Origin of the sequence: Streptomyces sp. NBC_00876, assembly GCF_045207435.1 — a bacterium.
Lineage (GTDB): Bacteria > Actinomycetota > Actinomycetes > Streptomycetales > Streptomycetaceae > Streptomyces.
Window position 1 is genome coordinate 587,175 of the sequence record NZ_CP108800.1, and the last position, 23,192, is coordinate 610,366.

18 protein-coding genes are annotated in these 23,192 nt (G+C 68.3%); 4 read left to right on the forward strand and 14 right to left on the reverse strand.

Going from position 1 to position 23,192, the window contains the following annotated elements:
- Positions 1-744 precede the first annotated feature (744 nt).
- Positions 745-4,443, reverse strand: a complete 3,699-nt coding sequence (locus OG782_RS02585; RefSeq protein WP_406447751.1) for a beta-galactosidase — start codon at positions 4,441-4,443, stop codon at positions 745-747.
- Positions 4,444-4,554: 111 nt separating this feature from the next.
- Between OG782_RS02585 and OG782_RS02590 the strand changes: the two genes are divergently transcribed.
- Both OG782_RS02590 and OG782_RS02595 read left to right on the forward strand, forming a co-directional pair.
- Positions 4,555-4,737 carry a hypothetical protein gene (locus tag OG782_RS02590; RefSeq protein WP_406447752.1) on the forward strand — a complete coding sequence of 61 codons (183 nt, stop codon included), beginning with the start codon at positions 4,555-4,557 and terminating at the stop codon, positions 4,735-4,737.
- A 1,329-nt stretch (positions 4,738-6,066) separates the two neighbouring features.
- Positions 6,067-6,891 carry an endonuclease/exonuclease/phosphatase family protein gene (locus OG782_RS02595; RefSeq protein ID WP_406447753.1) on the forward strand — a complete coding sequence of 275 codons (825 nt, stop codon included), beginning with the start codon at positions 6,067-6,069 and terminating at the stop codon, positions 6,889-6,891.
- 307 nt (positions 6,892-7,198) lie between these two features.
- Here OG782_RS02595 and OG782_RS02600 read toward each other — a convergent pair whose 3' ends face one another.
- From OG782_RS02600 to OG782_RS02620, 5 genes are all read right to left on the reverse strand, one after another.
- Positions 7,199-7,495 carry a CHAD domain-containing protein gene (locus OG782_RS02600; protein WP_406447754.1) on the reverse strand — a complete coding sequence of 99 codons (297 nt, stop codon included), beginning with the start codon at positions 7,493-7,495 and terminating at the stop codon, positions 7,199-7,201.
- Positions 7,496-7,541: 46 nt separating this feature from the next.
- Positions 7,542-7,928 (reverse strand): transposase, encoded by a 387-nt coding sequence (locus tag OG782_RS02605; protein ID WP_406447755.1) that lies wholly within the window; start codon positions 7,926-7,928, stop codon positions 7,542-7,544.
- Between the two features lie 26 nt (positions 7,929-7,954).
- Positions 7,955-8,464: a winged helix-turn-helix domain-containing protein gene (locus OG782_RS02610; protein ID WP_406447756.1), complete on the reverse strand. Its 510-nt coding sequence runs from the start codon at positions 8,462-8,464 to the stop codon at positions 7,955-7,957.
- Between the two features lie 346 nt (positions 8,465-8,810).
- Positions 8,811-9,170: a glycoside hydrolase family 2 TIM barrel-domain containing protein gene (locus OG782_RS02615; RefSeq protein WP_406447757.1), complete on the reverse strand. Its 360-nt coding sequence runs from the start codon at positions 9,168-9,170 to the stop codon at positions 8,811-8,813.
- A gap of 345 nt (positions 9,171-9,515) precedes the next feature.
- The gene (locus OG782_RS02620; protein ID WP_406447758.1) at positions 9,516-10,292 is read right to left on the reverse strand and encodes a FadR/GntR family transcriptional regulator; all 777 of its coding nucleotides are present in this window, start codon (positions 10,290-10,292) and stop codon (positions 9,516-9,518) included.
- A 453-nt stretch (positions 10,293-10,745) separates the two neighbouring features.
- On the opposite strand from OG782_RS02620, the gene OG782_RS02625 reads away from it, so the two are divergent.
- Positions 10,746-11,915: a Gfo/Idh/MocA family protein gene (locus tag OG782_RS02625; RefSeq protein WP_406447759.1), complete on the forward strand. Its 1,170-nt coding sequence runs from the start codon at positions 10,746-10,748 to the stop codon at positions 11,913-11,915.
- A gap of 97 nt (positions 11,916-12,012) precedes the next feature.
- On the opposite strand, the gene OG782_RS02630 is transcribed toward OG782_RS02625, so the two are convergent.
- The 6 genes from OG782_RS02630 to OG782_RS02655 form a co-directional block, all read right to left on the reverse strand.
- On the reverse strand, positions 12,013-13,758 hold the full coding sequence (locus OG782_RS02630; protein WP_406458804.1) for a glycoside hydrolase family 35 protein: 1,746 nt from the start codon (positions 13,756-13,758) through the stop codon (positions 12,013-12,015).
- A 139-nt stretch (positions 13,759-13,897) separates the two neighbouring features.
- Positions 13,898-15,544 carry an ABC transporter substrate-binding protein gene (locus OG782_RS02635; RefSeq protein ID WP_406447760.1) on the reverse strand — a complete coding sequence of 549 codons (1,647 nt, stop codon included), beginning with the start codon at positions 15,542-15,544 and terminating at the stop codon, positions 13,898-13,900.
- Positions 15,541-16,599: an ABC transporter ATP-binding protein gene (locus OG782_RS02640; RefSeq protein WP_406447761.1), complete on the reverse strand. Its 1,059-nt coding sequence runs from the start codon at positions 16,597-16,599 to the stop codon at positions 15,541-15,543. Before OG782_RS02640 ends, OG782_RS02635 begins: the two co-directional genes overlap by 4 nt.
- On the reverse strand, positions 16,596-17,663 hold the full coding sequence (locus OG782_RS02645) for an ABC transporter ATP-binding protein (protein ID WP_406447762.1): 1,068 nt from the start codon (positions 17,661-17,663) through the stop codon (positions 16,596-16,598). Before OG782_RS02645 ends, OG782_RS02640 begins: the two co-directional genes overlap by 4 nt.
- Positions 17,660-18,580: an ABC transporter permease gene (locus OG782_RS02650; RefSeq protein WP_406447763.1), complete on the reverse strand. Its 921-nt coding sequence runs from the start codon at positions 18,578-18,580 to the stop codon at positions 17,660-17,662. Before OG782_RS02650 ends, OG782_RS02645 begins: the two co-directional genes overlap by 4 nt.
- The gene (locus OG782_RS02655; protein WP_406447764.1) at positions 18,577-19,656 is read right to left on the reverse strand and encodes an ABC transporter permease; all 1,080 of its coding nucleotides are present in this window, start codon (positions 19,654-19,656) and stop codon (positions 18,577-18,579) included. The genes OG782_RS02650 and OG782_RS02655 overlap by 4 nt, the downstream gene beginning before the upstream one ends.
- A gap of 369 nt (positions 19,657-20,025) precedes the next feature.
- Between OG782_RS02655 and OG782_RS02660 the strand changes: the two genes are divergently transcribed.
- Complete coding sequence (locus OG782_RS02660; RefSeq protein WP_406447765.1) at positions 20,026-21,069, forward strand: enolase C-terminal domain-like protein; 1,044 nt, start codon at positions 20,026-20,028, stop codon at positions 21,067-21,069.
- Positions 21,070-21,300: 231 nt separating this feature from the next.
- Here OG782_RS02660 and OG782_RS02665 read toward each other — a convergent pair whose 3' ends face one another.
- Entirely contained in the window at positions 21,301-22,143 is an 843-nt protein-coding gene (locus tag OG782_RS02665; RefSeq protein ID WP_406447766.1) for an amidohydrolase family protein, read from the reverse strand.
- Positions 22,144-22,175: 32 nt separating this feature from the next.
- Positions 22,176-23,153, reverse strand: a complete 978-nt coding sequence (locus OG782_RS02670) for an aldo/keto reductase (protein WP_406447767.1) — start codon at positions 23,151-23,153, stop codon at positions 22,176-22,178.
- Positions 23,154-23,192 lie beyond the last annotated feature (39 nt).

Sequence of the window (23,192 nt, forward strand, 5' to 3'; positions counted from 1 at the left end):
TCTGTAGTTGAGAATCGTCTGGGAGCTCTCTGTCGCTGCCGAGTTTCTGCGCCGCCTGGACGTGGCCGGGATTGTCGACGAGTTGTGCCAGGCGGTGTGAGCGTGCGCTTGACGCATCGGCAGGTGATCGAGGCGCTTGTGGCGAACCGGCTGACCTCGCCCGCTCCGTTGGTGCAGGTCGGCGATTGGGGCCGCACCTGGGCGGTGGAGGAGGCTCCTCCCCCGGGTACGACGGGGCAGGGTGCCGGGCCGCAGGCAGCCCTTCCTGCCAAGGCGGCGCCGTCTTTCCCGGTAATGGCGCGGGCACCGTTCCCGCCTCCGCCCTGGTCACAGCGGTGATTTCGGCAGCGGACACGGCCAGGGTCTCGACCAGTTTCTCCCGCGTGATCACCCGCCGGTCCAACTCGTTCTCGGTCCCTCCAGCGCATCCGCTACATCCCTGCCGGCGGGCCTGCGACTGAACGCAGACACCAGCGGCCTCACCAGTATCCCGACCACCGGCACCGGCACCTCCGGAACACCGGACGCACGGACCTTCACGATCGGGGACGGAAGCCCACCGCCCACCAGGGACGGCCCGCAGAGCCGGATGAGACGCCAGTCGAGACCGGGAACAACGCGGGCCAACCATCAAATGCCCCTGACGGCACGAGCCCACCCGGGAAGACGACGAGGGCCTGTACGACCCCAGCGGGGTCGTACAGGCCCTCGTCATGCAGCCCTGGATTTACCGGCGGTATCCGTTCAGCCGACGTTGATCTCGGCAGCCGTGGTGAACGGATTGCCGCTCACCTCGCTGAGGGCGCGCAGCCGGATGTAGTGCGCGCGGACCGGGGTGAAGCAGGCCTTCTGTTCTGCGGAGGTGTTGGTCCAGGTTCCGGTGGCGACCGGGTTGCCCCAGGTGGTGCCGTCCTTGCTGGTGTATACCTCGTAGTCGGCGATGCGGCCGTTGGCACCGTCCTGGCGTGGCAGGTAGTAGAGGCAGGACACGGTGTTCTCGTCGCCGAGATTGAGCTGGATCTCGTGCGGCATCGGTGTGGCGGTGCCGGACCACTGGGTGTGCCAGAAGGTGTCCGGGTCACCGTCGAGGACATTGGCGGCCGGGGCGTTCTCGCCGGTGGTCTCCTGGCTGTCCGCGTAGGTCACCGACATCTTCGACTGCGGGAGGCGGATCGCGCCGACGATCCGCTCGTCGGTGATGGTGTGCGACCGGCCGCCCTGGACGAACTTCACGGTGGTGGTGAGCGGGTTCACCTGGCCGGGGGCGGCCGGCGCGGTGACGTCCCAGGAGAAGGTGGCCGATGTCGCGCCGGGTACCCTCACGGGCGCCGCCGCCGGGGTGTGCGGGCTGACGGTCCAGCCGTCGGGCGCCGCGAGCGCGGCGGTCACCCCGGTCGCCGGGGGCATGCCGGCAGGCACGCTGACCGTTGTGGTCGCGGTGAAGGACTGGCCGCCCGCGACCGATCCGGGCACCTTGAGGGCGACCGATGGTTGGTGCGGGGAAGGCATGGCGTACTTCGCCTTGTCGTAGCGGGGGCTGTCGTTCCGCGCGACCTTCAGGGAGGAGGCGTAGCTGCCGTAGTTGGTGAGCTCGACCTTGCCGAGGCCGCCGGTGCTTGCGTCGAGGTTCCACACGGCGATGGCGATCCGGTTCTTCCCGTGCGGGTCGAGCACGCCGTTCGGGACCGGGAAGCTGTGCTGGGGGCCGAGGTAGTTGACGTAGTTGCCCATGTGCCAGCCGTTGACGTAGATCTCCGCGCGGTACTTGCGGGAAGGGTCGTCGGTGAGGGTGAGGCCGAGTGAGGTGTCCTGTCCCTTGGGCAGGTCCAGGTCGACCTCGGTGGTGTACCAGGAGACGCCGGGGGTCTTGTCGGAGGCGGGCAGGGTGGTGGGGGTCCAGTCGTCGGTCGGGTAGCCGGGCAGCATCCAGCCCGCGCGCTCGCCGTACAGACCGCCGGTGGCCAGCGGGCCGCGCACGGTGTCGACCGGGGTCTCCCCGCCGCGTACGCCCTGCAGCCGCCAGGTGACGTTGGCCTGCGTGTCCCCTACCAGGGTGGCACTGGTCAGGCCGCGGACGGTGCCGGCGTCGGACCGTCCCCAGTTCTCGTCATGTCCCATGTTCACGGTGAGGACGGAGATGACGTTGTCGTCGCCGGTCCTGAGGACGCCGGCCGGGAAGGTGTAGGTGTGCTTGTTGTCGTCGGTGGAACTGCCGAGGAAGGTGCCGTTGAGCCACACGGAGGAGGCTGCCGCCTTGCCGCTGCTGCGGGCGGCCAAGGTGATGCCGGTCGTTTTGTCGTCGCCGGTGAACCGGCCGCGGTACCAGGTGGATCCCGTGTGGAAGCCGTAGTCGTCGGCGGACAGGACGGGGAGGGTGGCCGGAGTGGTGATCTTCGACGTCGTCTTGTCGGCCACCTGCCAGGAGGAGTCGTTGAAGCCGGGCTGCGATTCCGGCGACTCCTGGGTGTGCTTCCAGCCGGTGAGCGCGGGCACGGCGACCTCGGCGGCGGTGGGCAGCGTGCCGGTGAGGCCGCCGTCGTCCGTCACGCTGGTGTGGACCTTCCGGCCGTTCCAGGTCAGGGAGGTGGCCGTGGACCAGACCTCGACCGCGCCGTCGGTGCCGGTGTCGCCGGTCAGGGCGAGGGCCGTACCGTCGGACGAGGCGCCGCGCAGCAGGTGGGTGCCGCGGACCAGGACCGGGCCGGCGGCGGTGTCGTGGCGCCAGAAGGTCTTGGCGGTCGCGGTGTCGGCGAGCAGCAGCTCGAGCGGGTGTCCGCCGCCGCCGCTGATCTGTACCCGGGTCAGGCCGGTGTGCCGGTAGTTGAGCCGCAGGTCACCGGTGGACGCGTCCCAGGTGGAGGTCACATCGCCGCCGGTGGAGGCGACGGAGGGCTTCGTGTCGTAGTGCAGCACCGTTTCGCCGTCGGAGTCGTGGTCGCCGTAGAGGACCGCGGTGTCCCGCCCGCCGATGGTGGCGTTCGTCATGATCTGCGAGGTGGAGTAGCGCAGCAGGTTGTTGCTGCCGAGGTCGTAGTTCGCGACGATGATCGAGGACTGCCGGCCGTTCAGCGTCAGCGACGTGCCCTGCTGCTGCGGAACGGTGTAGGCCTGCGCGCCGAGGTTGATCTTCAGGTGCGCGCTGTCGGTGCTGGTCGCAGTCGAGTCGGCGTGCCGCAGCACGTGGAACTGGGTCCCGGTGTCGGGATTGACCCGGGCGGTGTCGCAGACCTTGGTGTTGTCGGTCGGGACCGCGGGCATGGCGTTGGTCTTGGTGAGCGGGGCGACGGCCTGCGTGAAGTAGCCGATCAGCTTTTCCTGGTCGTACTTCGGGGTGAGCTGGCGCGATTCACGGATTGCGGCGCCGTAGTCGTAGGACGTGTAGTGGCTCATCATGCTCAGCCAGCCCCAGTTGGTGCCGCCGTAGGTCATGTAGATGTTCTGCACGGTGCCGCCGACGGCGATGTTCTGCTTGTAGAACACGTCGGCGAACTGGTCGTTGAACTCCTTCGTGCAGTTGTCGAAGCCGGGGCCGGCCCACGAGTCGAACCAACCGCCCTGCATCTCCATGACGGACACCGGCCTTCCGGCCGGGTGGTTGTAACTGATGTCCGGGACGCCGCTCCAGCGCGACGGTTCGTAGCAGTCGCCCCCCATGGGATAGGAGTCGACCATGTCCACGTCCAAGGCGCCCGTGCCGGAGTTGAACGTGCCGTTGTTGTTTCCGACCAGCGGCACACTGATGCCGTCCGCCCTGGCCTTGTCCTCCAGGTGCTTCATGTACCCCCGGGCGACCGAGCCGGAGTCGTAGAACTCGTTCTCGACCTGGTACTGGATCACCGTGCCCGTGCCGTTGGTGAGCTGGTGCCGGGCGAGGATGCGGTCGATCTGCGTCTGCCACTCGTCGGAGTACTTCAGCCAATCCGGGTCGGTGGTACGGACCTCGCTGACCTTGTTGTGCAGCCAGGCGGGGAATCCGCCGCCGTCCACTTCGGCGTTGATGTACGGGCCGGGACGGGCTATCACGTAGATGCCGAGCTTATTCGCCATCTCCAGCATCTTGTCCATGTCGCGCACGCCCGTGAAGTCGTAGACCCCGGGTGCAGGCGAGTGGTAGCCCCAGTCGAAGTACACCGACACCGCGTTGAAGCCGGCCGCCTTCATCTTCTGCAGCACGTCGAGCCACAGGTCCTGGCTGGGCAGCCGGAACGGGTGGAACTCACCGGACCACAGGTACGTCCGCTTGCCGTCGATCATGAACGAGTGGTCGTCGAACGTCACCGAATGCGCCGAACCCGCCGGGCCGGCGGACTGACCGGCCTGCGCCGCTATTGGCCGCGACGCCGCCGCACCCGTGGCCACGCCCAGGCCGCCGAGCAGAGCGACGGCCGTACCGATCGCCAGGCAGCTGTGCAGGAGTCGGCGTCTTACGCCTCTCACGCTCATGGAAACCTCCACTAGATGGATCACAGCACTGAAGCGCTCCCGCTTCGGTGCCCGCGGAATCAGGAGCGATCAGAGTTCGTTGGTGCGTCATGCCTGGAAGGACGACGCCATATGGGCAAGCTGGCGTGCGTGATGTCGCAGCCCCCGTGCCTTTTGCCGGACGGCCTCCGGGCCGAGGAACACGGCCCGGAGGCCGTCCGGAGTGACAAGGGCGCCGAAACAGCACGTCAGGAGAAGGGCGACGACGAGCGGGTTGAGAGGTCCCGCTTCACCGAGGCCTCAGTGCAGAGCTGAACGCTGATGGGAACCGCCCGCGAGACGCTGGTGGTGAACAGCGCGCCCCGGCGAACGAGAAGTTCGTGCTGGATTACGTATGCCGGCCCGCACACCCCACAGCCGAGCAGCACAATCTGCTCCGATCGAGCTGTGGTGAGATGACCGGCTCGAGCTGACCTCCGCCTGTCGTGCAGCGGACTCATCAAGGTCGGCCACTGCGGTGACACGAGGGCCGTGGACGGGTCTGTGCGCCGTCGCGACGAGGGCGTGCCGCCCCCCGCACCCGATCGCGCCGATCCGCGGATCACCCACAGCTGCACACTCCCGTCGTCGCCAGGGGCCTGCGGCCCAACACCTCCAGCGGATGAGCGGTCCGTGGTACATGAGGTGGACTCGTCGCGCCAAATTGAAGCGCGGATCCGCACCAATCTCAATACTTTCCAACAGATTCGCTCAGAGAGCGTGACTCCTTTCAGTCGTCACGTCTTCGCATGCGGGGTGCCGCTTCCTTGTTGGATCACTTGGGCGATCCACGGGAACGCCGTGCTCGCAGCACACTCAGGGCCGATGGCGCGCCAGGGGCCGGTGGTACGCCCCACGGGGCCGCGCCCGAATTCTGTGGTTATGGGCACTGGCGGATGTGTGGCCGCATTAGCTGAAAAGCATGCGTTGCAACCGGCTACCGCTCGGATCTGTCGATGTCACGGTGCCCGCTCGGCTGCAGCGCGGGAAGGGAGTTGGCGTTCAGTAAAGGGCGTATGGGGTCCTACCCGAGCCTGCTGCTCTTGGTGAACGGTGCGGTGGTGACACGTTTTCCGCGGCATGGGTCCACGCAGCGAACCGGGCCGTAACCCTTCGCCCGTGAGAACTCGAACGCCCTGGAATCGCCCTCCGTGCTCCCGGTTCCGTCCCAGGTGGCGCGGATGCCGCTGACTTCCCCGCTCGATTCGTGCGCGAAACTGTTCGATACGTGACCGAAACTGAGCGATGTGGCGCCGTATCGATCATCGTGACGCACCGTATTGTCGGTGCGAAACCTTGACGCATCGAAGGGGCCTGCCTAACCTCAAGCCGTCTGAGCGAATCTGTTCGGTTTAGTTTGTTCAATTGTGCTTCTGGCTGGCCTCTCGCATCGCTCCACCTGACCAGTCGTCATCCATTTGGTCAGGGTGCCGTCCTTTAGGAAGCAAAGAACAAGCTCAGGCCTCGGCTGGGCCTGGTGCGCGTCTGATGCCCGACATCGGGAGGGGAGCGGCTCTTCACCCTCCGGCCACGAATCCGCCAAGGGGCCGGATCATGATCGTGATCGTGATCGTCTTTGATACCTGTCGCAGGAGGACCAACACCATGTTGCGCCGTACCTTGTCCGCACTCGCCGTCGTCTCCGTGCTCGCCACCACGGGGATCGCCCAGGCCTCGGCCGCCGAAGGCACCGGTGCCCGTGTGCTGGATGTGATGACGTTCAACATTCACCACGCCCAGGGCACCGATGATGTACTCGACCTCCAGCGGATCGCCGACGTCGTCAAGGAGAGCGGCGCCGACGTGGTCGGGCTGCAGGAGGTCGACAACCACTACTCCGGGCGCAGCAATTGGGCCGATCAGCCCGCCGAGCTGGCCGCCATGCTGGGATACCACGTGGTGTACGGCCCCAACATCGACAACAACCCGCCGACTGCCGGTGGGCACCGGATCCAGTACGGCACCGCGATCCTGTCCCGGTACCCGATCACCGAGTGGGACAACACCTGGCTGTTCAAGTCGCCCGGTCAGGAGCAGCGCGGGCTGCTGCATGCCACGCTCGACGTCCGCGGGAAGGCCGTGCACTTCTATTGCACCCACCTTGAGGCCAGCTCGCAGACCGACCGTCTCCATCAGGCCCCGCAGCTCGTCGACCTCATCGGTGACACCGATCCGTCGATCCTCGTGGGCGACTTCAATGCGGTCCCGTCCGCGCCCGAGTCCCAGCCGCTGCAGACCAGTTACACCGACGCGTGGATCAAGGCCGGGCACGGGGACGGGATGACCATTCCCTCTGAGGGCCCGACCGAGCGGATCGACGACATCTACACCACCGACGACGTCAAGCCGGTGGTCACCCGCGTCCTGCACACGGACCCCACGGCTTCGGACCACCTCCCGGTGATCAGTCGGGTGGTCGTCTCGCCCTGACGAGGCTTCCAGCCGGGTTCGAGCCGACCCCGGGCTTTACGGGAGTGCGGGGTCGCTTCGAGCGTGCATGGCACGTCGGCCGGGCTGGGGCCGGCCGTGACGCGCAGGTATCGCAGCATCGCGCGCGGCGCGTCCAGATCCGCCCGCGGCCTCTTCGATCACCGCTTTGTACGGATCTAGAGTCGTAGCCCGCGGCGGCCGCTTCCTGCGTGGCTCCGGCCAGGACGAGTCCAACGCCTTCCGCACCGTCCGCCAGGTCACGCCGTGCTTGCGCTCAAGCGCCCTCATCGACATGCCGCCGCGATGGTCACGCCGGATCGCCGCGAAAGGTCTTCAGGGCGCTGCGCAGGCGGCGGGCGGATACCCGCATCCGGTGGACTGCGTCGGGTTGGTCGCGTCGAACCGCGATGTCGAGGTCGGTGATGCGGGCCGTGTGTTCGCTCAGGTATCCGAGAACGACGTCGGCTGCGGAGGATCGCTTGGTTTTTCTCGTCTTCGTTCCATGCGGTGCGTGAGTGGGACGCGTTGGCTGCGCGGACAGCCTGGCCGGCAGCCGGTTTCCGAGGGCACGGGCGAGTTTGGATGCCGATCTGCTGCGCTGCATGCCAGCGGCAGTTACTGAGGTTGAACTCGGGATGTCGTGCTGCTGATCAGACAGGGCTGATGGTCGGGCCGGTCTCGGCGAGGCAGCCGTCTATGAGATGGCTGCGGTACTGGATGTGTCGTAGGCCGAGTCGGATGCGCTGGACGAGGTGTTCGGGAGTGCTGAAGGCGACGTTGGAGAGCCGGCCGCGTCGCAGGAGGGACCAGATCCCTTCGACGGGGTTGAGGTCGGGTGCGTAGGGCGGCAGGTAGTAGATGGTCAGCCAGTCCCGGGATGCGGGGAACTCCCGCAGTCCGGCGGCCTTGTGGACGTTGACGTTGTCTTTGCAGCAGGTCAGAGCCGCGATGGATATCCGTCTGCGGTAGCGGCCGCGGACCCGGACCACCGGGGTCCGGCCGCGCGGCGACCATGTCTTTGCGTGCGGCGGCGTCATGGAGAATCCGGCTTCGTCCTCGAAGACTAGCCAGGCTCCACTGGCCGCCGCGAGCCTTCCGCGCGGGGCCACACCTCCTTGACCCACCCCGCGACCGCATCGTTGTCCCGCTCCATCGCTCTGCGGGCCGCTACCTGACAGGACCAGCCGTTACGCACCAACAGCTTCCGCACACCCTGGATCGTGTACGTCAGATGGAAGCGCCGGCCGATGACCCTCTTCACACGGGCCAGCGTCCAGCGCTGGTCCTCCCAGCCATGCGCGGCCGGCCCCTTGGCCAGCTCCGCCTCAAACTGCGTGAACTGCTGATCGCTCAGCCTCGGCAGCGACGCCGGCCCCTGCGACCGCAAGGACCGCGGGCCGCCCTCGGCCCACGCGTGACGCCATCGCTGGACCGAGCGGACACTGACCCGCAGATCCCTGGCAATCGCTGTACTGCCCTCGCCCCGGGCAAACCGCCCGGCCACCTGGAGCCGTAACTCCTCGCGAAACCACTGCCGTTCGGCCGTCAGCCCGCCCCCTTGTGGATACCGCATGACTCCGGTGATACCGCAGCCAACGGCCAGCCTTCACCCCCCACGACACCACGAGTTCAACCGCAGTAGGAACGGCTTGCTCGGGTCGGGGTCGGAGCCGTCCGTTTTGACAACCTTGTAGTTGACGTCGAAGTGCTCCTCTCCCCCACAAGCCGTAGTCGCCCGAGGTGAACATCTGGTCTCCGGGCATTTCCGCGTGCGCGAGCTCGGCGACCTTCTTCGCCCACCATTCCGGGTAGTGCGTCTCGTTCAGCGAGGTTCCTCAGAGGATCACCAACGGGCGGTTACGGTCCCGGCGGATCATCTGCACGGCATCCGCGTAGGTGCGGTTCACGAACGTCTCGTCCTAGTTCCAGAACTGCCGGCCCGGCATGCACTCGACGACGGCCAGGCCGAGCTCGTCGGCGGCGTCGAGGTACGCCGGATCGTACGGATAGTGCGCGGCACGTACCGCGTTGAAACCACCCAGATTCAGCCGGAGTACCTCACGCCACTTCATCGAGGCCAGGGCGGCATCGCCGACGTAGGCGTAGTTCTGGTGGATGTTGGCGCCGCGCAGGTAGAGGCGCTCGCCGTTGATGTAGAAACCGTCCGGCCGGGACTCGATACGGCGGATGCCGATGCGCGTGGTGAGGGAGTCAAGGACTTGGTCGCCCTGGACGACCTCGTGACGAGCTCGTCCAGGTGCGGGCTGTCCGGGTGCCACAGGTCGGGGCGGAGTACTTCCAGGCTCACGGCCGCGACCGAACCGTTCCACCAGGACGGGGAGAAGTCTGGGGTTACCCGATCCCGACGTCGAGAGTTTGGATACGACTCACTGGAGCGTCAGGCAGAGACATGTATGGGAACCGTGACGCAGCGGGCGAGGACGATATGTGACACCGCGGAAGCTTGCGGGCAGGACGGCCGGGCAGCCGGCGCACCGGCCGCTGAGCCCCTACCGGAGACGGTCCACCAAACCAGGTGCCCGGGTCGGTGCGGGCGGGAACCACCTGCACCGACCCGGGCACCTTTCGACAGCTATCGACCAACACCGCCCCACAGGCACGGTTCAGGACGACTCGTCGCCGGGTATGACACGGCGCCAGATCTTCTGCTGGAACTGCTGGGCGGTCATGTCGATGTGTTCGGCCATCAGCGCTTCGGCGCGATCCGTTTCACCGGCGGCGATGGCCTCGGCGATGGCCTCGTGCTGTTCGGCGGCCACGTGCAGGGACCCGCCCGCGACACCGGCAAGACCTATGGTCGTGACCTGGCGCTGCAGGCGCCGCACGGCCTCGACGGTCGAGGCGAAGAACGTGTTGGCGGCAGCGGCCGCGATGCTGGTATGGAAGGCCTCGTCGGCGAGCGTGAAGGCGTCGATGTCACCCTGCTGTGCCGCCTGCGTGGACTGCTGCGCGGCTTCGCGCACCGCCTTGACCTGCGTGGGAGTGGCACGCTGCGAAGCCAGATGGGCCGTGGTGGTCTCCAGGTGGCGACGGAATTCGAAGAGTTCGTCCACCTGCCGCAGGTCCGCGGGCAGGAAGTTGACGAGCGACTGCTGCCAGGAGGAGTGCCCCGGCTCGGACACATAGATGCCGCGGCCCTTTTGCACGGAAAGCCGCCCCAGGGCGGAAAGGATCTTCACCGCCTCCCGCACCACGGTCCGGCTCATCTCCACTTCCTCGGCCAGGTCCTTCTCCGTGGGCAACCGGTCACCGGGCTGCAGCCCTTCCCGGACGACGTACTCAAGGACGCGTTCGGCTGCGACCTCGTATCCGGGTCGATACCCGCCCGCCGTGCTCGTCGGCACAGGCGCGGGTGCGGCGATCTTCTCTGAGCGGATCAACAGCTCTCCCTCGCTTCCCACTTGAGGCCTCCGCGCCCGGCAGGCTCCACTCTCGACATCAGCCACATGTTTCATATCCATCGCGCGTTACTGACTCAGTGAATCACACGCAGACCCTTGACGCCAGGATCCGGCGACCGCAGACTCTCTCTGCCCCTTTCGCGCCACCTCACCTGACTCGTTCCGTCCTTGGCGGCCGCGACAGCACCACCGGTTGACGACCTTCACTGGCACAACCTCGTTCCGAAGAATCCTGGTATGCATCTGACTTATCCCCTCCCAGGCGCCTCATGGGTGGCGATGTCGCCACATGTACTCGACTCTCCTCGCACCGCCTCACGCTTGCAGGCCGCGAACTTCGCTGATCCATCGCCGCATCAGCGACTCCCCCTCCCCCACCGCACACCCTTGCGGCAACCGTAGCTGCTTCAAGTCCCTTGAAAGGACAGCGCATTGAACGACCTCAGACTCAGCGTCGTCGGCCTGGGCAATCGCAGCGATCTGGTCGAGCTGGCCCATCGGCCGGGCTCGGGCTCCGTGGTGGCCGCCGCCTGCGACCGCGATCCGCAGATCCTCGCGAGCGCCGAGAAGCGCTTCGGCGAGCAGGTGCGGACCACTGCCGACCATCACGAACTGCTCGACGCCGGGCTCGACGGCGTGTTCGTCCTCACTCCCGACCACACGCACGAGCAGATTGGCCTGGACTTCCTCGCGGCCGGAGTGCCCGTCTTCCTCGACAAGCCGATGGCGATCACCGTCGAGAGCTGTGACCGGCTGCTCGCGGCGGCTCGCGCGCAGCGCACCCCGCTGTACGTGGGGCACAACATGCGGCACATGCCGGTCGTGGTGGCGATGCGCGAGCTGATCGAGGGCGGGGCCATCGGCGAGGTGAAGGCCGTCTGGTGCCGCCACTTCGTCGGCAACGGCGGTGACTTCTACTTCAAGGACTGGCACGCCGACCGGCGCAACACCACTGGTCTGCTGCTGCAGAAGGGGGCCCATGACATCGATGTCATCCACTGGCTGGCCGGCGGCTACACCCGGCGCGTGAACGCCATGGGCGGGCTCACGGTCTACGGAGGCATCGACTCACACCGCGACCGCAGCGGGGAGCGGATGACCGACTGGCTGTCGCACGACAACTGGCCGCCGCTCAGCCAGACCGGTCTCCACCCGGTGATCGACGTGGAGGACCTCAGCATGATGCAGATGCAGCTGGACAACGGTGTCTTCGCCAGCTATCAGCAGTGCCACTACACACCGGACTACTGGCGCAACTACACGGTGATCGGCACCGAAGGCCGCCTTGAGAACTTCGGCGACTCCGAGGGCGCAGAGGTCCGGGTGTGGAACCGCCGCGGCGACTACCGCGCCGAGGCCGATCTGGTGGTTCCCGTGCTCACGCCGACCGGCACCCACGGCGGCGCCGACCCGGTCCTGGTCGCCGAGTTCCTGCGGTTCGTACGGGAGGGCGGGGCGACCGTGACCTCGCCGGTGGCGGCCCGGGAAGCAGTGGCCGCCGGGTACGCGGCCACCCTGTCACTGCGGAATGCAGGGAGCGCCGTCGACGTCGTCCCCGTACCGGAGGACGTGGCCGCGTACTTCGCGCACGGTCAGCAGTGAGCCTGTCGGCGCGTCGATGACTCGGGGGTGGCTCCGGTCCGCCAAAGGGAGGAGGGACCGGAGCCACCCGGTCGCGCGGGGGTCCCGGCACCGGCTCTCAGTCGGCAGGGCCCAGGTCCGGCTCGCCTCGGAGCTCGATCTCCTCGCCCGGTCGGTGCAGTTCGAGGATCACGAGCTCGTTGCGGCCTGCCCGCCACACCGGCGCGGGGGCGTAGAGCGTGCGCTGTGGGCCGCGGTCCCAATAGCGGCCGAGGGCGAATCCGTTGAGCCAGACGTGGCCCTTGGTCCAGCCCGGCAGGGCGAGGAAACCGTCGGCCGGGGCCTCGACCTCCACCTCCGCCCGGTGGAAGGCCGGGCCCTCGACGACTCCGACGGCTTCGGCGGCCCCGAACCGCAGGGCGGTCAGATCGGTCAGCGGGAGTGGACGGATCTCCCAGTCGGACTGGTACTGGGTGTCGATCCGGACCCCACCACTGATGCCCTTGCGATCCTCCAGCCAGGGTCCGTAGTTGACCCGCCCCATGTTCTCCACGAGCAGGTCGAGTTCGGCGCCGGTCTCGGGGATGCTGATCGCGAGCGCGTCCTGCGGTCCGTCACGCTCCAGGAGGCCGAGCGGCTCTCCGTCCAGGAACACCTGGGCCCGGTCGGCCAGGCCGTGCACGCGCAGGGTCGAGTCGGAGAACGGGCCGCGCACGCGGGTCCGGTAGTGGATCAGGCCGAGCGTCTGGCCCAGCGCCTCCATCGGCTCGGGCCAGACGCGATGGTGCGGGGCGGACAGCTCGTCCAGGCAGTTCAGCAGCGGCACGGATCCGGTCGGGCGCACCGTCTGCGGGGTGAGCCGGTCGGGCGGCAGGGGCGGCTCGTGTGTGATCGGGCCGCGGTAGCGCTCGATGACCTTGCGGAAGGCGTGGAACTTCTCGGTCAGCTCTCCCGCTTCGCCGACCGGGGCGTCGTAGTCGTAGCTCGTGCAGGTGGGCTGGTACGCGGATTCGCTGTGGTTGGCGCCGTTCCACCAGCCGAAGTTGGTACCGCCGTGACCCATGTAGATGTTGACCGAGGCGCCCTGGGAGAGCATCCAGTCCAGTTCCGTGGCGGCTTCGTTGGGGTCGCGGACGTGGTGCTGCTCGCCCCAGTGGTCGAACCAGCCGTGCCAGTACTCGGAGCACATCAGAGGGCCGGTCGGCTGGTGGCGGCGCAGGGTGGCCAGGGACTCCTCCGGTCGTGAACCGAAGGTCGCGGTGGCCAGGGTGCCGGGCAGGGTCCCTCCGCGCAGTACGCCGTCGGTGGCGCCGTCGGCGGTGAACAGGAGGCAGTCCACGCCGCGTCGTATCAGGCCCTGCCGCAGGTGGTCGAGGTAGGCGGTGTCGGTGCCGTAACTGCCGTACTCGTTCTCGACCTGGACGGCGACTACCGGCCCGCCCTGGCCGGCGAGGAGCGGGCGCAGGACGGGGATCAGCTCGTCGAACCAGGCGTCCACTGACGCCAGATAGCGCCGGTCGCTGCGGCGCAGGCGCAGCGCGGGATCGGCGAGGAGCCATGCCGGCAGGCCCCCGAACTCCCACTCGGCGCAGATGTAGGGGCCGGGCCGCACGATCACGTCCAGGCCGAGGTGTGCGGCGGTGCGGATGAAGCGGGTGATGTCGGCCTGACCGGAGAAGTCGGTCCGGTCGGGGGTCGGCTGGTGCAGGTTCCAGGCGATGTAGGTCTCGATGGTGTTGACGCCCATGGCGCGCAGGCGGCGCAGCCGGTCCTCCCACAGTTCGGGGTGGACCCGGAAGTAGTGGATGGCGGCGGAGATGATCTGGTGGGGTTGGCCGTCGCGCAGGAATCCGTGTTCGTTCATGGTGAGTTCGGCGGCGGGGCGGGGATGAGTCACGACTGTTCCCGGTGGTCAGGTGGTGTCGGATGGCGACAGGGGTGGAGACAGTGGTCGTGGCGGTGGGGCGGGCGACGGTTTCTCCGCCGCCGGCCCCACCGGGCTTTCAGGAGGCCGGACGCAGCTTTTGCAGGGTCAGCGTGGTGTCCGGGCCGACGGTGGTGGACGGCGTGTACGTGGCGGACTCGGGGGTCGGCCAGCCGGTGAAGTGGCTGGAGTTGATGTCGACGAAGGAGGCCGAGGCGCCGATCGGGAGGAACGGTGCCTGCTTGGCGAGGATCCGCAGCGCCGGTCCCGCGAGTTCCTTGAGCCGGGCGGTGTCGGTCGGGTCGACCGCAGCCATCTTCTTCAACTGGGCGTTGTAGTCGGAGTCGTTGAAGCGCCCGAAGTTGTTGACGGCTCCCTTGCCGAGCGGGGTGTAGTAGTCGCTGCCGAGGGTGCTCAGGACGCCGAAGATGCTGCCGTCGGCGGAGGGCGGGGTGAACGCGGTCTCCATCGAGAAGTCGCCCGTCGGCTCCTTCTGGTAGAAGGCGGACTCCGGCATGTTGGTGACGATGACGTCCAGGCCGAGTGCCGTCTTCCACTGGTCCTTGAGGGCGGTGCCCATGTCGACCCAGTTCGCGTAGGGCTGGAAGACGTTGAGCGTGAGCGGGTGGCTCTTGCCGTCCTTGGTGAGCTTTCCGTTCCGTACGGTCCATCCGCCGACGGCGAGTTCGGCGCGGGCAGCGGCCGCGTCCTGCTTCAGGGTCTTGCCGGCCAGGTCGGCGGGGAGCCAGGCGGCACCGACCTTGTTGTTCAGGCCGGACGGGTTGACGGCGGGCTGCTCCGTCCCCATCACCTGGAGCACCTTGCCGACGTCGACCGCCTTGGTCAGGGCCTGGCGGACGTGCACATCGGCGGTCGGGCCCTTCTTCGTGTTGAACAGCACGCCTTCGGAGCCGAGCAGCGGATAGACCTGGTACTTGTGGTGCTCGGGGTCCTGAGCGACGTAGTTCTTGTCCGCGCCCTGCCAGGACATGGTGCTCCAGTCGAGCTTGTCCTTCAGGAGCAGGCTGCGGATGCTGGACTCCTGGGCCGCAACGATGGCGACCTTCTTGACGGCCGGGAACGTCCCGTTCCAGTAGTCCTTGCGGATCTTCAGGGTGATCTGCTGCGGGCTGAAGGAGTTCAACGTGACCGGGCCGCTGCCGACCGGCTTGAGGTTCTGATACGTCTTCAGGTTCTTGCCGCTCCAGATGTGCTCCGGGTAGATGTTGCGGTTCTTGAAGGCGTAGAGGTCGCTGTAGCCGACCTTCGGGTAGTGCACCACCACCGTGGTGTCGTCGGGTGCGTCGACCGAGGTGTACGGCGCCCCCGTGATGTTCAACTCCTTGTTCTTCAGTGGCACTTCCAGGCTGTACTTGACGTCCTTGGCGGTGAGCGGTCTGCCGTCCGACCACTTCACTCCGCTGTGCATGCGGAAGGTGAGGGTCTTGCCGCCGTCGCTGAACGTCCAGGAGTCGGACAGCCACGGTTGTGGTGTGGGGTTTTGGGCGTCGGCGCGGATCAGCGGCTCGTAGAAGAACGACACCCCGGCGTTGGGCTGGGCCGCGAACGGGTTCCACCCGGCCTGGAAGGACTGCGTCGGGTGGGTGGTGAGGCGCACCGTGCTGGCGGCCCTGTCGCCGGATCCGTCCGACTTGGCGGTGCTGCAGCCGGTCAGCAGACCAGCGGTGGCCAAGGCCGCGACGGCCGCGGCGGTCGAGCGCTTCATGGGAGCTCCTTCGGTGTCGTTCTGTCGAGCTCGGCCGAGCGGCCGTGCTGGTGCAGCCAGCAATGCGCCCACTGGCCGTCGGCGAAGGTGGTGCGGTCGGGGAAGGCCCGCCGGCAGTCGTCCATGGCGAACGGGCAGCGGGGGTGGAACCGGCAGCCGTCGGGCGGCGCGGTCAGGTTGGGCGGCTCCCCCAGGTCCTCGGCGTCGTCGTCGGCCTCGTCGCGCAGTCCGCGTCCGGCCCGGTCGGGGTCGGGCGAGGAGTCGATCAGGAGGCGGGTGTAAGGGTGCTTGGGTGACTGGATCACCGCTTCCTTGGGCCCGCCCTCGACCGTCTGTCCGGCGTACATCACCTGCACCTCGTCGCACAGGTAGCGCGCGCTCGCGATGTCGTGGGTGATGTAGAGCAGGGCGAGACCCTCCTCGTCGCGCAGCCGGGCCAGCAGGTTGAGCACGTCGAGGCGGATGGAGACGTCGAGCATGCTGATCGGCTCGTCGCCGAGGAGCACGGTCGGGCGCACCGCGAGGGCCCGCGCGATGGCGACCCGCTGGAGCTGGCCGCCGGACATCTCGCTGGGGCGCTTGTCGATGAACTCCTCGGCGGGGGTGAGGTTGACCCGATTCAGCAGGGCGAGGACCTGTTCCTCCGTCTCGGCGCGGGTGCGGGCGTGGCCGTGCAGGCGCAGGACGCGCCCGAGGATGTGCCGCACCGTCTTGAGGGTGTTCAGCGAGGAGAACGGGTCCTGGAAGATCAGCTGCACCTGGCGGAAGTACTCCCGCCCGGCGGGCGGCGCCGGTTGTCCTTTGAGCTGGATCTCCCCGGCGCTGACCGAGTGGAACTGGGCCATCATCCGGGCCAGCGTGGTCTTTCCGCTGCCGCTCTCGCCGACGAGGGCCACCACGCGGCCGCGGTGCAGCGCCACCGAGGCGTTCTCCACGGCGCGCACGGTGGCCTTGCGGCCCAACTGGTCGCGCACGGTGAAGTGTTTGCTGACGTCGACCGCCGCGAGGAGCGCGGGCTCTTCCACGGTCTCCGAGGTCGTGAACATTGATGTCATGAAGCCTCCTCGGTGGCGATGGACGTGTGCAGCAGACAGGCCACCTGCCGCTCGCCGTGCTCCTGTACGACCTGGTGCAGCCTCGGCAGGACCTGCTCGCACTCCGGCAGGCGCCGGCCGCAGCGAGGATGGAACGCGCAGCCCGGCGGAGGGTCGCGCAGGTCGGGTGGACTGCCAGGGATACCTGTGAGTCGCGTCAGGGGCGCGTGCAGGGGCGGGAAGGCGTCGCGCAGGCCGCGGGTGTAGGGGTGCAGCGGGTCGGCGTAGAGATCCTTGGGTGCGCCGATCTCCACGATCCGGCCGGCGTACATGATGGCGATCCGGTCGGCGATCTCCATGAGGAGGGACAGGTCGTGGGTCACGAAAACGACGGCGTAGCCGAGCCGTCGCTGCAGGCGCAGGATCTGCGCCAAAATCTGACGCTGCATCACTACGTCGACCGCGGTGGTCGGTTCGTCCATGACGACGAGCTCGGGCTCGCAGGCCAGGGCGAGCGCGATGAGGGCTCGCTGGCGCATCCCGCCGGATAGTTCGTGCGGGTAGGAGCGGGCACGTTCGGGTGCGATGCCGACCATGCGCAGCAGCCGGGCGGTGCGCTCGGCCACCTCGTCGCGGGTGAGGCCGGGCTCGTGCTCGGTCATCACGTCGGCGAACTGTGCGTCCAGGCGCATCACCGGGTTGAACGCGGCCATCGCGCTCTGCAGCACGATCGAGAGGTCGCTCCAGCGCAGGGCGCGCAGCCGTCGTTCGTCCAGGGTGGTCAGGTCGTGCACCTGCCCGTCGCGCGCGTGGTAGCGGATCTGACCGCCGGTGGTCAGCGCGGGCAACCGCTGCAGTCGGGTCAGCGCGGTGATCAGGCTGCTCTTGCCCGAACCCGACTCCCCCGCGAGGCCCAGGATCTCGCCGCGGCGCAGGGTGAAGGACACTTCGTTGCAGGCAGTGACCGCGCCGCGTTCGGTGACGTAGTCCACCATCAGCCCTGATACGTCGAGGAGTTGCTCGCCACTCGGGGCTGCGGCGGGTGCGTCCGCAGAGGGGGCGATGTCGAGGGGACGGGCGCTCATGAGGCCACCTCCGCAGGGGCTGTACGGTTTCGGCGTGCGGCCAGGTGGGCGCGGGCGCGCCGGATCGAGGCGCGGCTGCTGTGGCGCAGTACGGGGTTGCCGATCTCGTCGAGACCGAAGTTGACCAGTGCGGTGGCCGTCCCGAGCAGCGCGATGAACAGGCCGGGCGGGGCGAACCACCACCACAAGCCGCGCACCACGCCTTCCTGCTGCTGGGCGTTGGCGATCATGGTTCCCCAGGTGACGCCGTCACCGCCGCCGATGCCCAGGAAACGCAGCCCCGCCTCGGCGAACACGCCGGTCACCACGGCCCGCAGGAAGAGCGAGGAGAGGACGCCGGTGAGGTGCGGCATGATCTCCACGAACACCAGCCGCCGGCGGCTCTCTCCCACCATGCGCAGGGCCTGGACGAAGTCGCGGCCGCGCAGGGAGAGCGTCTGGGCCCGCAGATAGCGGGCGCAGGCGGGCCACTCGAAGAGGCCGATCAGCAAAGCGATGGCGACCGAGCCGACGTTGGTCATGTATCCGGCCACGATCAGCATCAGCGGGAAGCTGGGCAGGGTGGCGAAGATGTTGGTGATCGCGGTGAGCCCCTGGTCGGTGCGGCCGCCGAGGAAGCCGCCGCTGACGCCGACGAGGGCGGCGACCCCGACCGCGATCACGCCGGAGAGCAGGCCGACGACGACGGATCCCCGGCAGCCGGTGATGAGTTGGGCCAGGACGTCCTGGCCCGAGGTGGTGGTGCCGAGCAGATGGTCACCGCCGGGCGATGCGCCGAGCGCGTCATAGTCGATGCGGTGCGGGTCGGTGCCCAAGGCTGTGCTCACCAGCCAGGGTCCGATGAGGGCGATCAGCAGGAACACGCCGAAGACCGCGAGCCCGACGCGGACCTTGCCATGGGTCAGGAACTGCCTCATCGCTCCTCCCGGGTGCGAGGGTCGAGCAGCACGTAGGTGGAGTCCGCGATCAGATTGGCGGCCAGCACGCCCAGGGTGATCAGCAGGAAGATCGTCTGCATCAGCGGGTAGTCGTGGCTGCTGACGGCCTCGAACAGTACGTAGCCCAGGCCCGGGTAGGTGAAGACGATCTCGGCGAAGACGACGCCGCCGAAAATGGAGCCGAGGGCCAGGGCGAGTCCGCTGACGTTGGGCAGGAGCGCGTTGCGGGCGGCGTAACGCAGCATGACCCGGTGCGGGCGCAGGCCCTTGGCTCGGGCGAGCAGCACGTAGTCCTCGCCGACGGTCGTGGCCATGACGTTGCGCATGGCGAACATCCAGCCGTTGATCCCGATGAAGATCAGCGTGAAGGCCGGCAGTGCGCCGTAGCGCAACACGCTGAGCAGGAACCACAGGTTGTTCAACTGGAAGGGCACGTCCGGGTCGTAGCCCCCGGAGATCGGGAACCAGCCGAGCGTGAACCCGAAGACGTAGACAACAAGGAGCGCCAGCCAGAACGGCGGAAGTGCGTAGAAGAAGGTGGTGAGCGGGGTCAGCAGCGAGTCGGCCCGGCCGCCGGGCCGCCAGCCGACGTAGGCGCCGAGCAGGGTGCCGAGCAGCCAGCCGATCACGGTGGTGGAGCCGGCCAGGAGCACGGTCCACGGCAGCGCGTCGAGCACGATGCTGGAGACCGGTGTCGGGTAGTGGCTCACCGAGAGACCGAAGTCGAAGTGCGCGAGGTTGTTCCAGTAGTCCAGGTACTGCTGGAGGAGGTTGCGCGTCGGATCGCCATAGAACATCCGCACCGCCCGCACCGCCGCCGCGTTCGGCGCAGCGCCGGTGGTCTGCTGGAGGTTCTTCAGCAGCGCGAGGGCGGGGTCGCCCGGCATGAAGCGCGGGATCAGGAAGTTCAGCGTGATCGCGGCCCATGCAGTGACAACGTAGAACCCCAGGCGGCGCAGCAGGAAGGTCAGGCCCGCGCGTGACCCGGTGCGTGAGCCACGGGACGTGCCGCGTTGCGTCGGCACCGGCACGGGCGCGGCGCGTGTCGCAGCCATCCCCGCTCCTTTCGTCGGTGATGCGGTGGTGGAGTAGGGCCGCCTACTTGGTGACTGGCGCACAAGCAAGCCACAGATAGATCTGATTCATGGCAGACCCGAGAAGGCGAACTGCATCGAACCGAGTGCAGAACCACCGCGGGGTACGGAGGGTTCGACGACGGTCGACGGGGGCCCACCTCATGTCAATTCCCCGTCAGATCAAGCCAACTGGGACGGGATGAGTCTGAGGTGGCCACGTCCTGGCGTCAAGAGTTTAGATGTGATTCACTATGACGCGATCACGCTATGTATAGTAAACATTGATGGGCGCCGAGGTCAGGGTGCGGGCCCGGCTGAGCCCTGAACCTCCAGCCGTGAAGGACATCCATGCGAATCACCGATGTGACCGTGGAACTGGTCGACCTGCCCGCTCAGCCGCCCTTCCGGTGGCGGGCCGGGCTGCCGGGCTCGGAGCCCGCGGTGGTGGGCGGAATCCTGCGCGTCCACACCGATGAGGGCGTGGTGGGCGAGGCCCACACACGGCGCGGAGTGATCGTCTCCGACCTGGTGGAGCGGCGGATCCGCGCGGACCTGAAGGGCCGTGATCCGCTGATGCGCGAGCTGCTGTGGCATCGGCTGTGGGAGCTGGACCGCATCGAGGAGCTTCCGCTCTACGCGCTCGGCCTGGTCGACGTGGCGCTGTGGGATCTCGCAGGCAAGGCCGCCGGGCAGCCGGTCCACCGGCTGCTCGGCCCGTACCGCGAGTCCATTCCCGCGTACGCGAGCACGGTCACCTTCGGCAGCGTCGAGGAGTACCTCGACGTCGCCGACCAGTGCCTGGAGCTCGGCTACGTCGCCATCAAGCCGCACGGCTGGGGCGACGCGAAGGCGGACGCGGAGCTGTGCCAGAAGCTGCGGGCGCACGTCGGCGACGACGTTCCGCTGATGTACGACGGCTCGGCCGGCTTCGACCTCGACGACTCGGTCTACCTCGGCCGGGCGCTCTCCGAGGCCGGGTATCTCTGGTACGAGGAGCCGATGCGCGAGTTCAGCGTGACCTCGTACCGCTGGCTCGCCGAGCGGGTCGACATCCCGCTGCTGGTCGCGGAGACCTCCGACGGCGCGCACCTGAACGCCGGAGACTTCATCGCGGCCGGCGCGGCGGGCCGGGTCAGGACGAGCGCACAGCTCAAGGGCGGCATCACCGGTGCGATGCGCATCGCACACCTCGCCGACAGCTTCCAGCTACGGGCGGAGGTGCACGGCAGCGGAGTGGTCAACGCCCATCTCTGCATGGCGATACCGAACACCACGTACTACGAGTCCCTGGTGTACACGAACCCCGTGGTGCGCGAGCCCTCGGTCGGCGCCGACGGTCTGGTCCGGGCTCCGTCAGCTCCCGGCATCGGGTTCGACTCGCCCAGTTGGTGAACCTGCTCGTGGGCGGCGGTCACCCGTGACAACAGGCGGTGCGGCCTGCTCCGAAAGACGTGAGTCGCCGCCGTCCGGATTGCCGGTCGAGGGGTGACGTTCGCCGACTGGTGGGTCGACGAACCGGCGGACGGTGGTGACGTCGCGGCCACCACGCCCCACCTCTGTTCGAGTGCGTAGACCAGGAAGCAGCCCCTGCTCCATGAGCAGGGGCTGCTTCCTCGTCGCAGCTCAGAGACGGTAGACCCGCGAAGCCGTGCCGCCGAAGACCTCGCTCAGTTCGAACTCCGACAGGTTCACCAGGAGTTCACGGGTGGTGGCGACCACCTGCCCGTAGTCGGCCGCCAGCGTGCACACCGGCCAGTCCGAGCCGAACATCAGTCGCCCCGGGCCGAAGGCGTCCAGCGCGACGGACACGTACAGCCGTAGGTCGGCGGGGCGCCAAGCCCGCCAATCGGCCTCTGTGACCAGGCCGGAGAGCTTGGCCACCGTGTTGGGCAGCCGGGCCAGGTCGCGCAGGTCCGCGGACCAGGTGTCGGGCCGGCGCGGGCGGATCGGAGGCTTGCCCAGGTGGTCGAGAACAAAGGTGAGTTCGGGCCGTGCGCGCGCCGCCGCCACCGCGGAGCGCAGCTGCTCGGGCCGCAGGACGAGGTCGTAGGCGAGCCCGGCGGACGCGATCGCGGCCAGGCCACGATCGACGTCGGGCCGGAGCAGCCAGTCCGGGTCCTCCTCGCCCTGCACCTGATGGCGGATGCCGACCAAGTGCTCGCCGCCGGGCCGGGCACGCAGTGCGGCCAGGGCGTCGGCGACCGCGGGCGAGGTCAGGTCGGTCCAGCCAACGACTCCGGCCACCAGCGGGTCGGCGGCGGCGAGCGTCAGGAACTCGAGGGTCTCCTCGGGTACGCAGATGGTCTGTACGAGAACGGTGGCGTCGACGCCTGCGGCCGCGGCTTGCGGGCGCAGGTCGTCGAGGGTGAAGTCCCGCCGCAGTGGGGTGAGTTCGGGCCCAGCGATCCAGTCCTGGTCGCGGACCGACAGGTCCCAGACGTGTTGGTGGGCGTCGATGACGGTCATGGCTGCTCCGCCTTCCGGGTGTTCGGGCTCGTTCACGATCCCTGCCGGTCGGGCACCGGCACGGTCCGGGGCAGCAGGCCCCCGGAGCGCAGCTCGTCCCACAGCTCCGACGGGATGGGGTGGCTGAGCATCGCGGCGGCGTCCGTCACCTCGGCGGCGGTGCGCGCCCCGAGCAGCACACCGGTGACCGCCTGATGTCCGAACGGGAACTGCAGGGCCGCCGCGCGCAACGGAACCTCGTGGCTCTCGCACAACCTCCGCAGGTCCAGGGCCCGTTCGAGCACGCACAGCGACGCGGGCGCGTAATCGAAGGTGGCGCCCGGCCTGGGGTCGGCCAGCAGGCCCGAGTTGAACACCCCGCCCACCAGGACGGACACCCCGCGCCTCGCGGCCTGAGGCAGGAGCGCGGTGAGGCCGCTCTGGTCGAGGAGAGAGTAGCGGCCGGCCAGCAGCACCACGTCGATGTCGGTGTCGCGGACGAACCGGGCCGGTATCTCGGTCTGGTTCATGCCGACGCCGATGGCGCCGACCGTGCCCTCGGCGCGCATCCGTTCCAGCTCGGGGTAGGCGAAGTCCAGGGCCTGCCGCTCGTGCCGGTCCGGGTCGTGCAGGTAGACGATGTCGACCCGGTCGAGGCCGAGCCGGGTCAGGCTCTCCTCGACGGAGGTACGGACGCCGTGGGCGGTGAAGTCCCACACCCGTTCGTGGGTGGCCGGGACGGCGAAGCCGTTGGCCCGGTCGTCACCATGCGGTCCCGTACGAGGACGCAACAGGCGGCCGACCTTCGTGGACAGGGTGTACTGGTCGCGGGGGCGGGTGCGCAGGGCTGCTCCGAGTCGGCGTTCGGACAGGCCGAGGCCGTAGTGCGGGGCGGTGTCGAAGCCACGGATTCCGCAGGACCAGGCCGCATCGACGGTGGCTGCCGCGTCCTCGTCGCTGATCGCGTGGAACAGGTTGCCCAACGGGGCTGCCCCCAGGGACAGTTCGCCAACCGCTGCGGTGGTGCGCATGAGTTCGGAGGTGCCTCTCGTTCAGACCCTGGTGTCGAC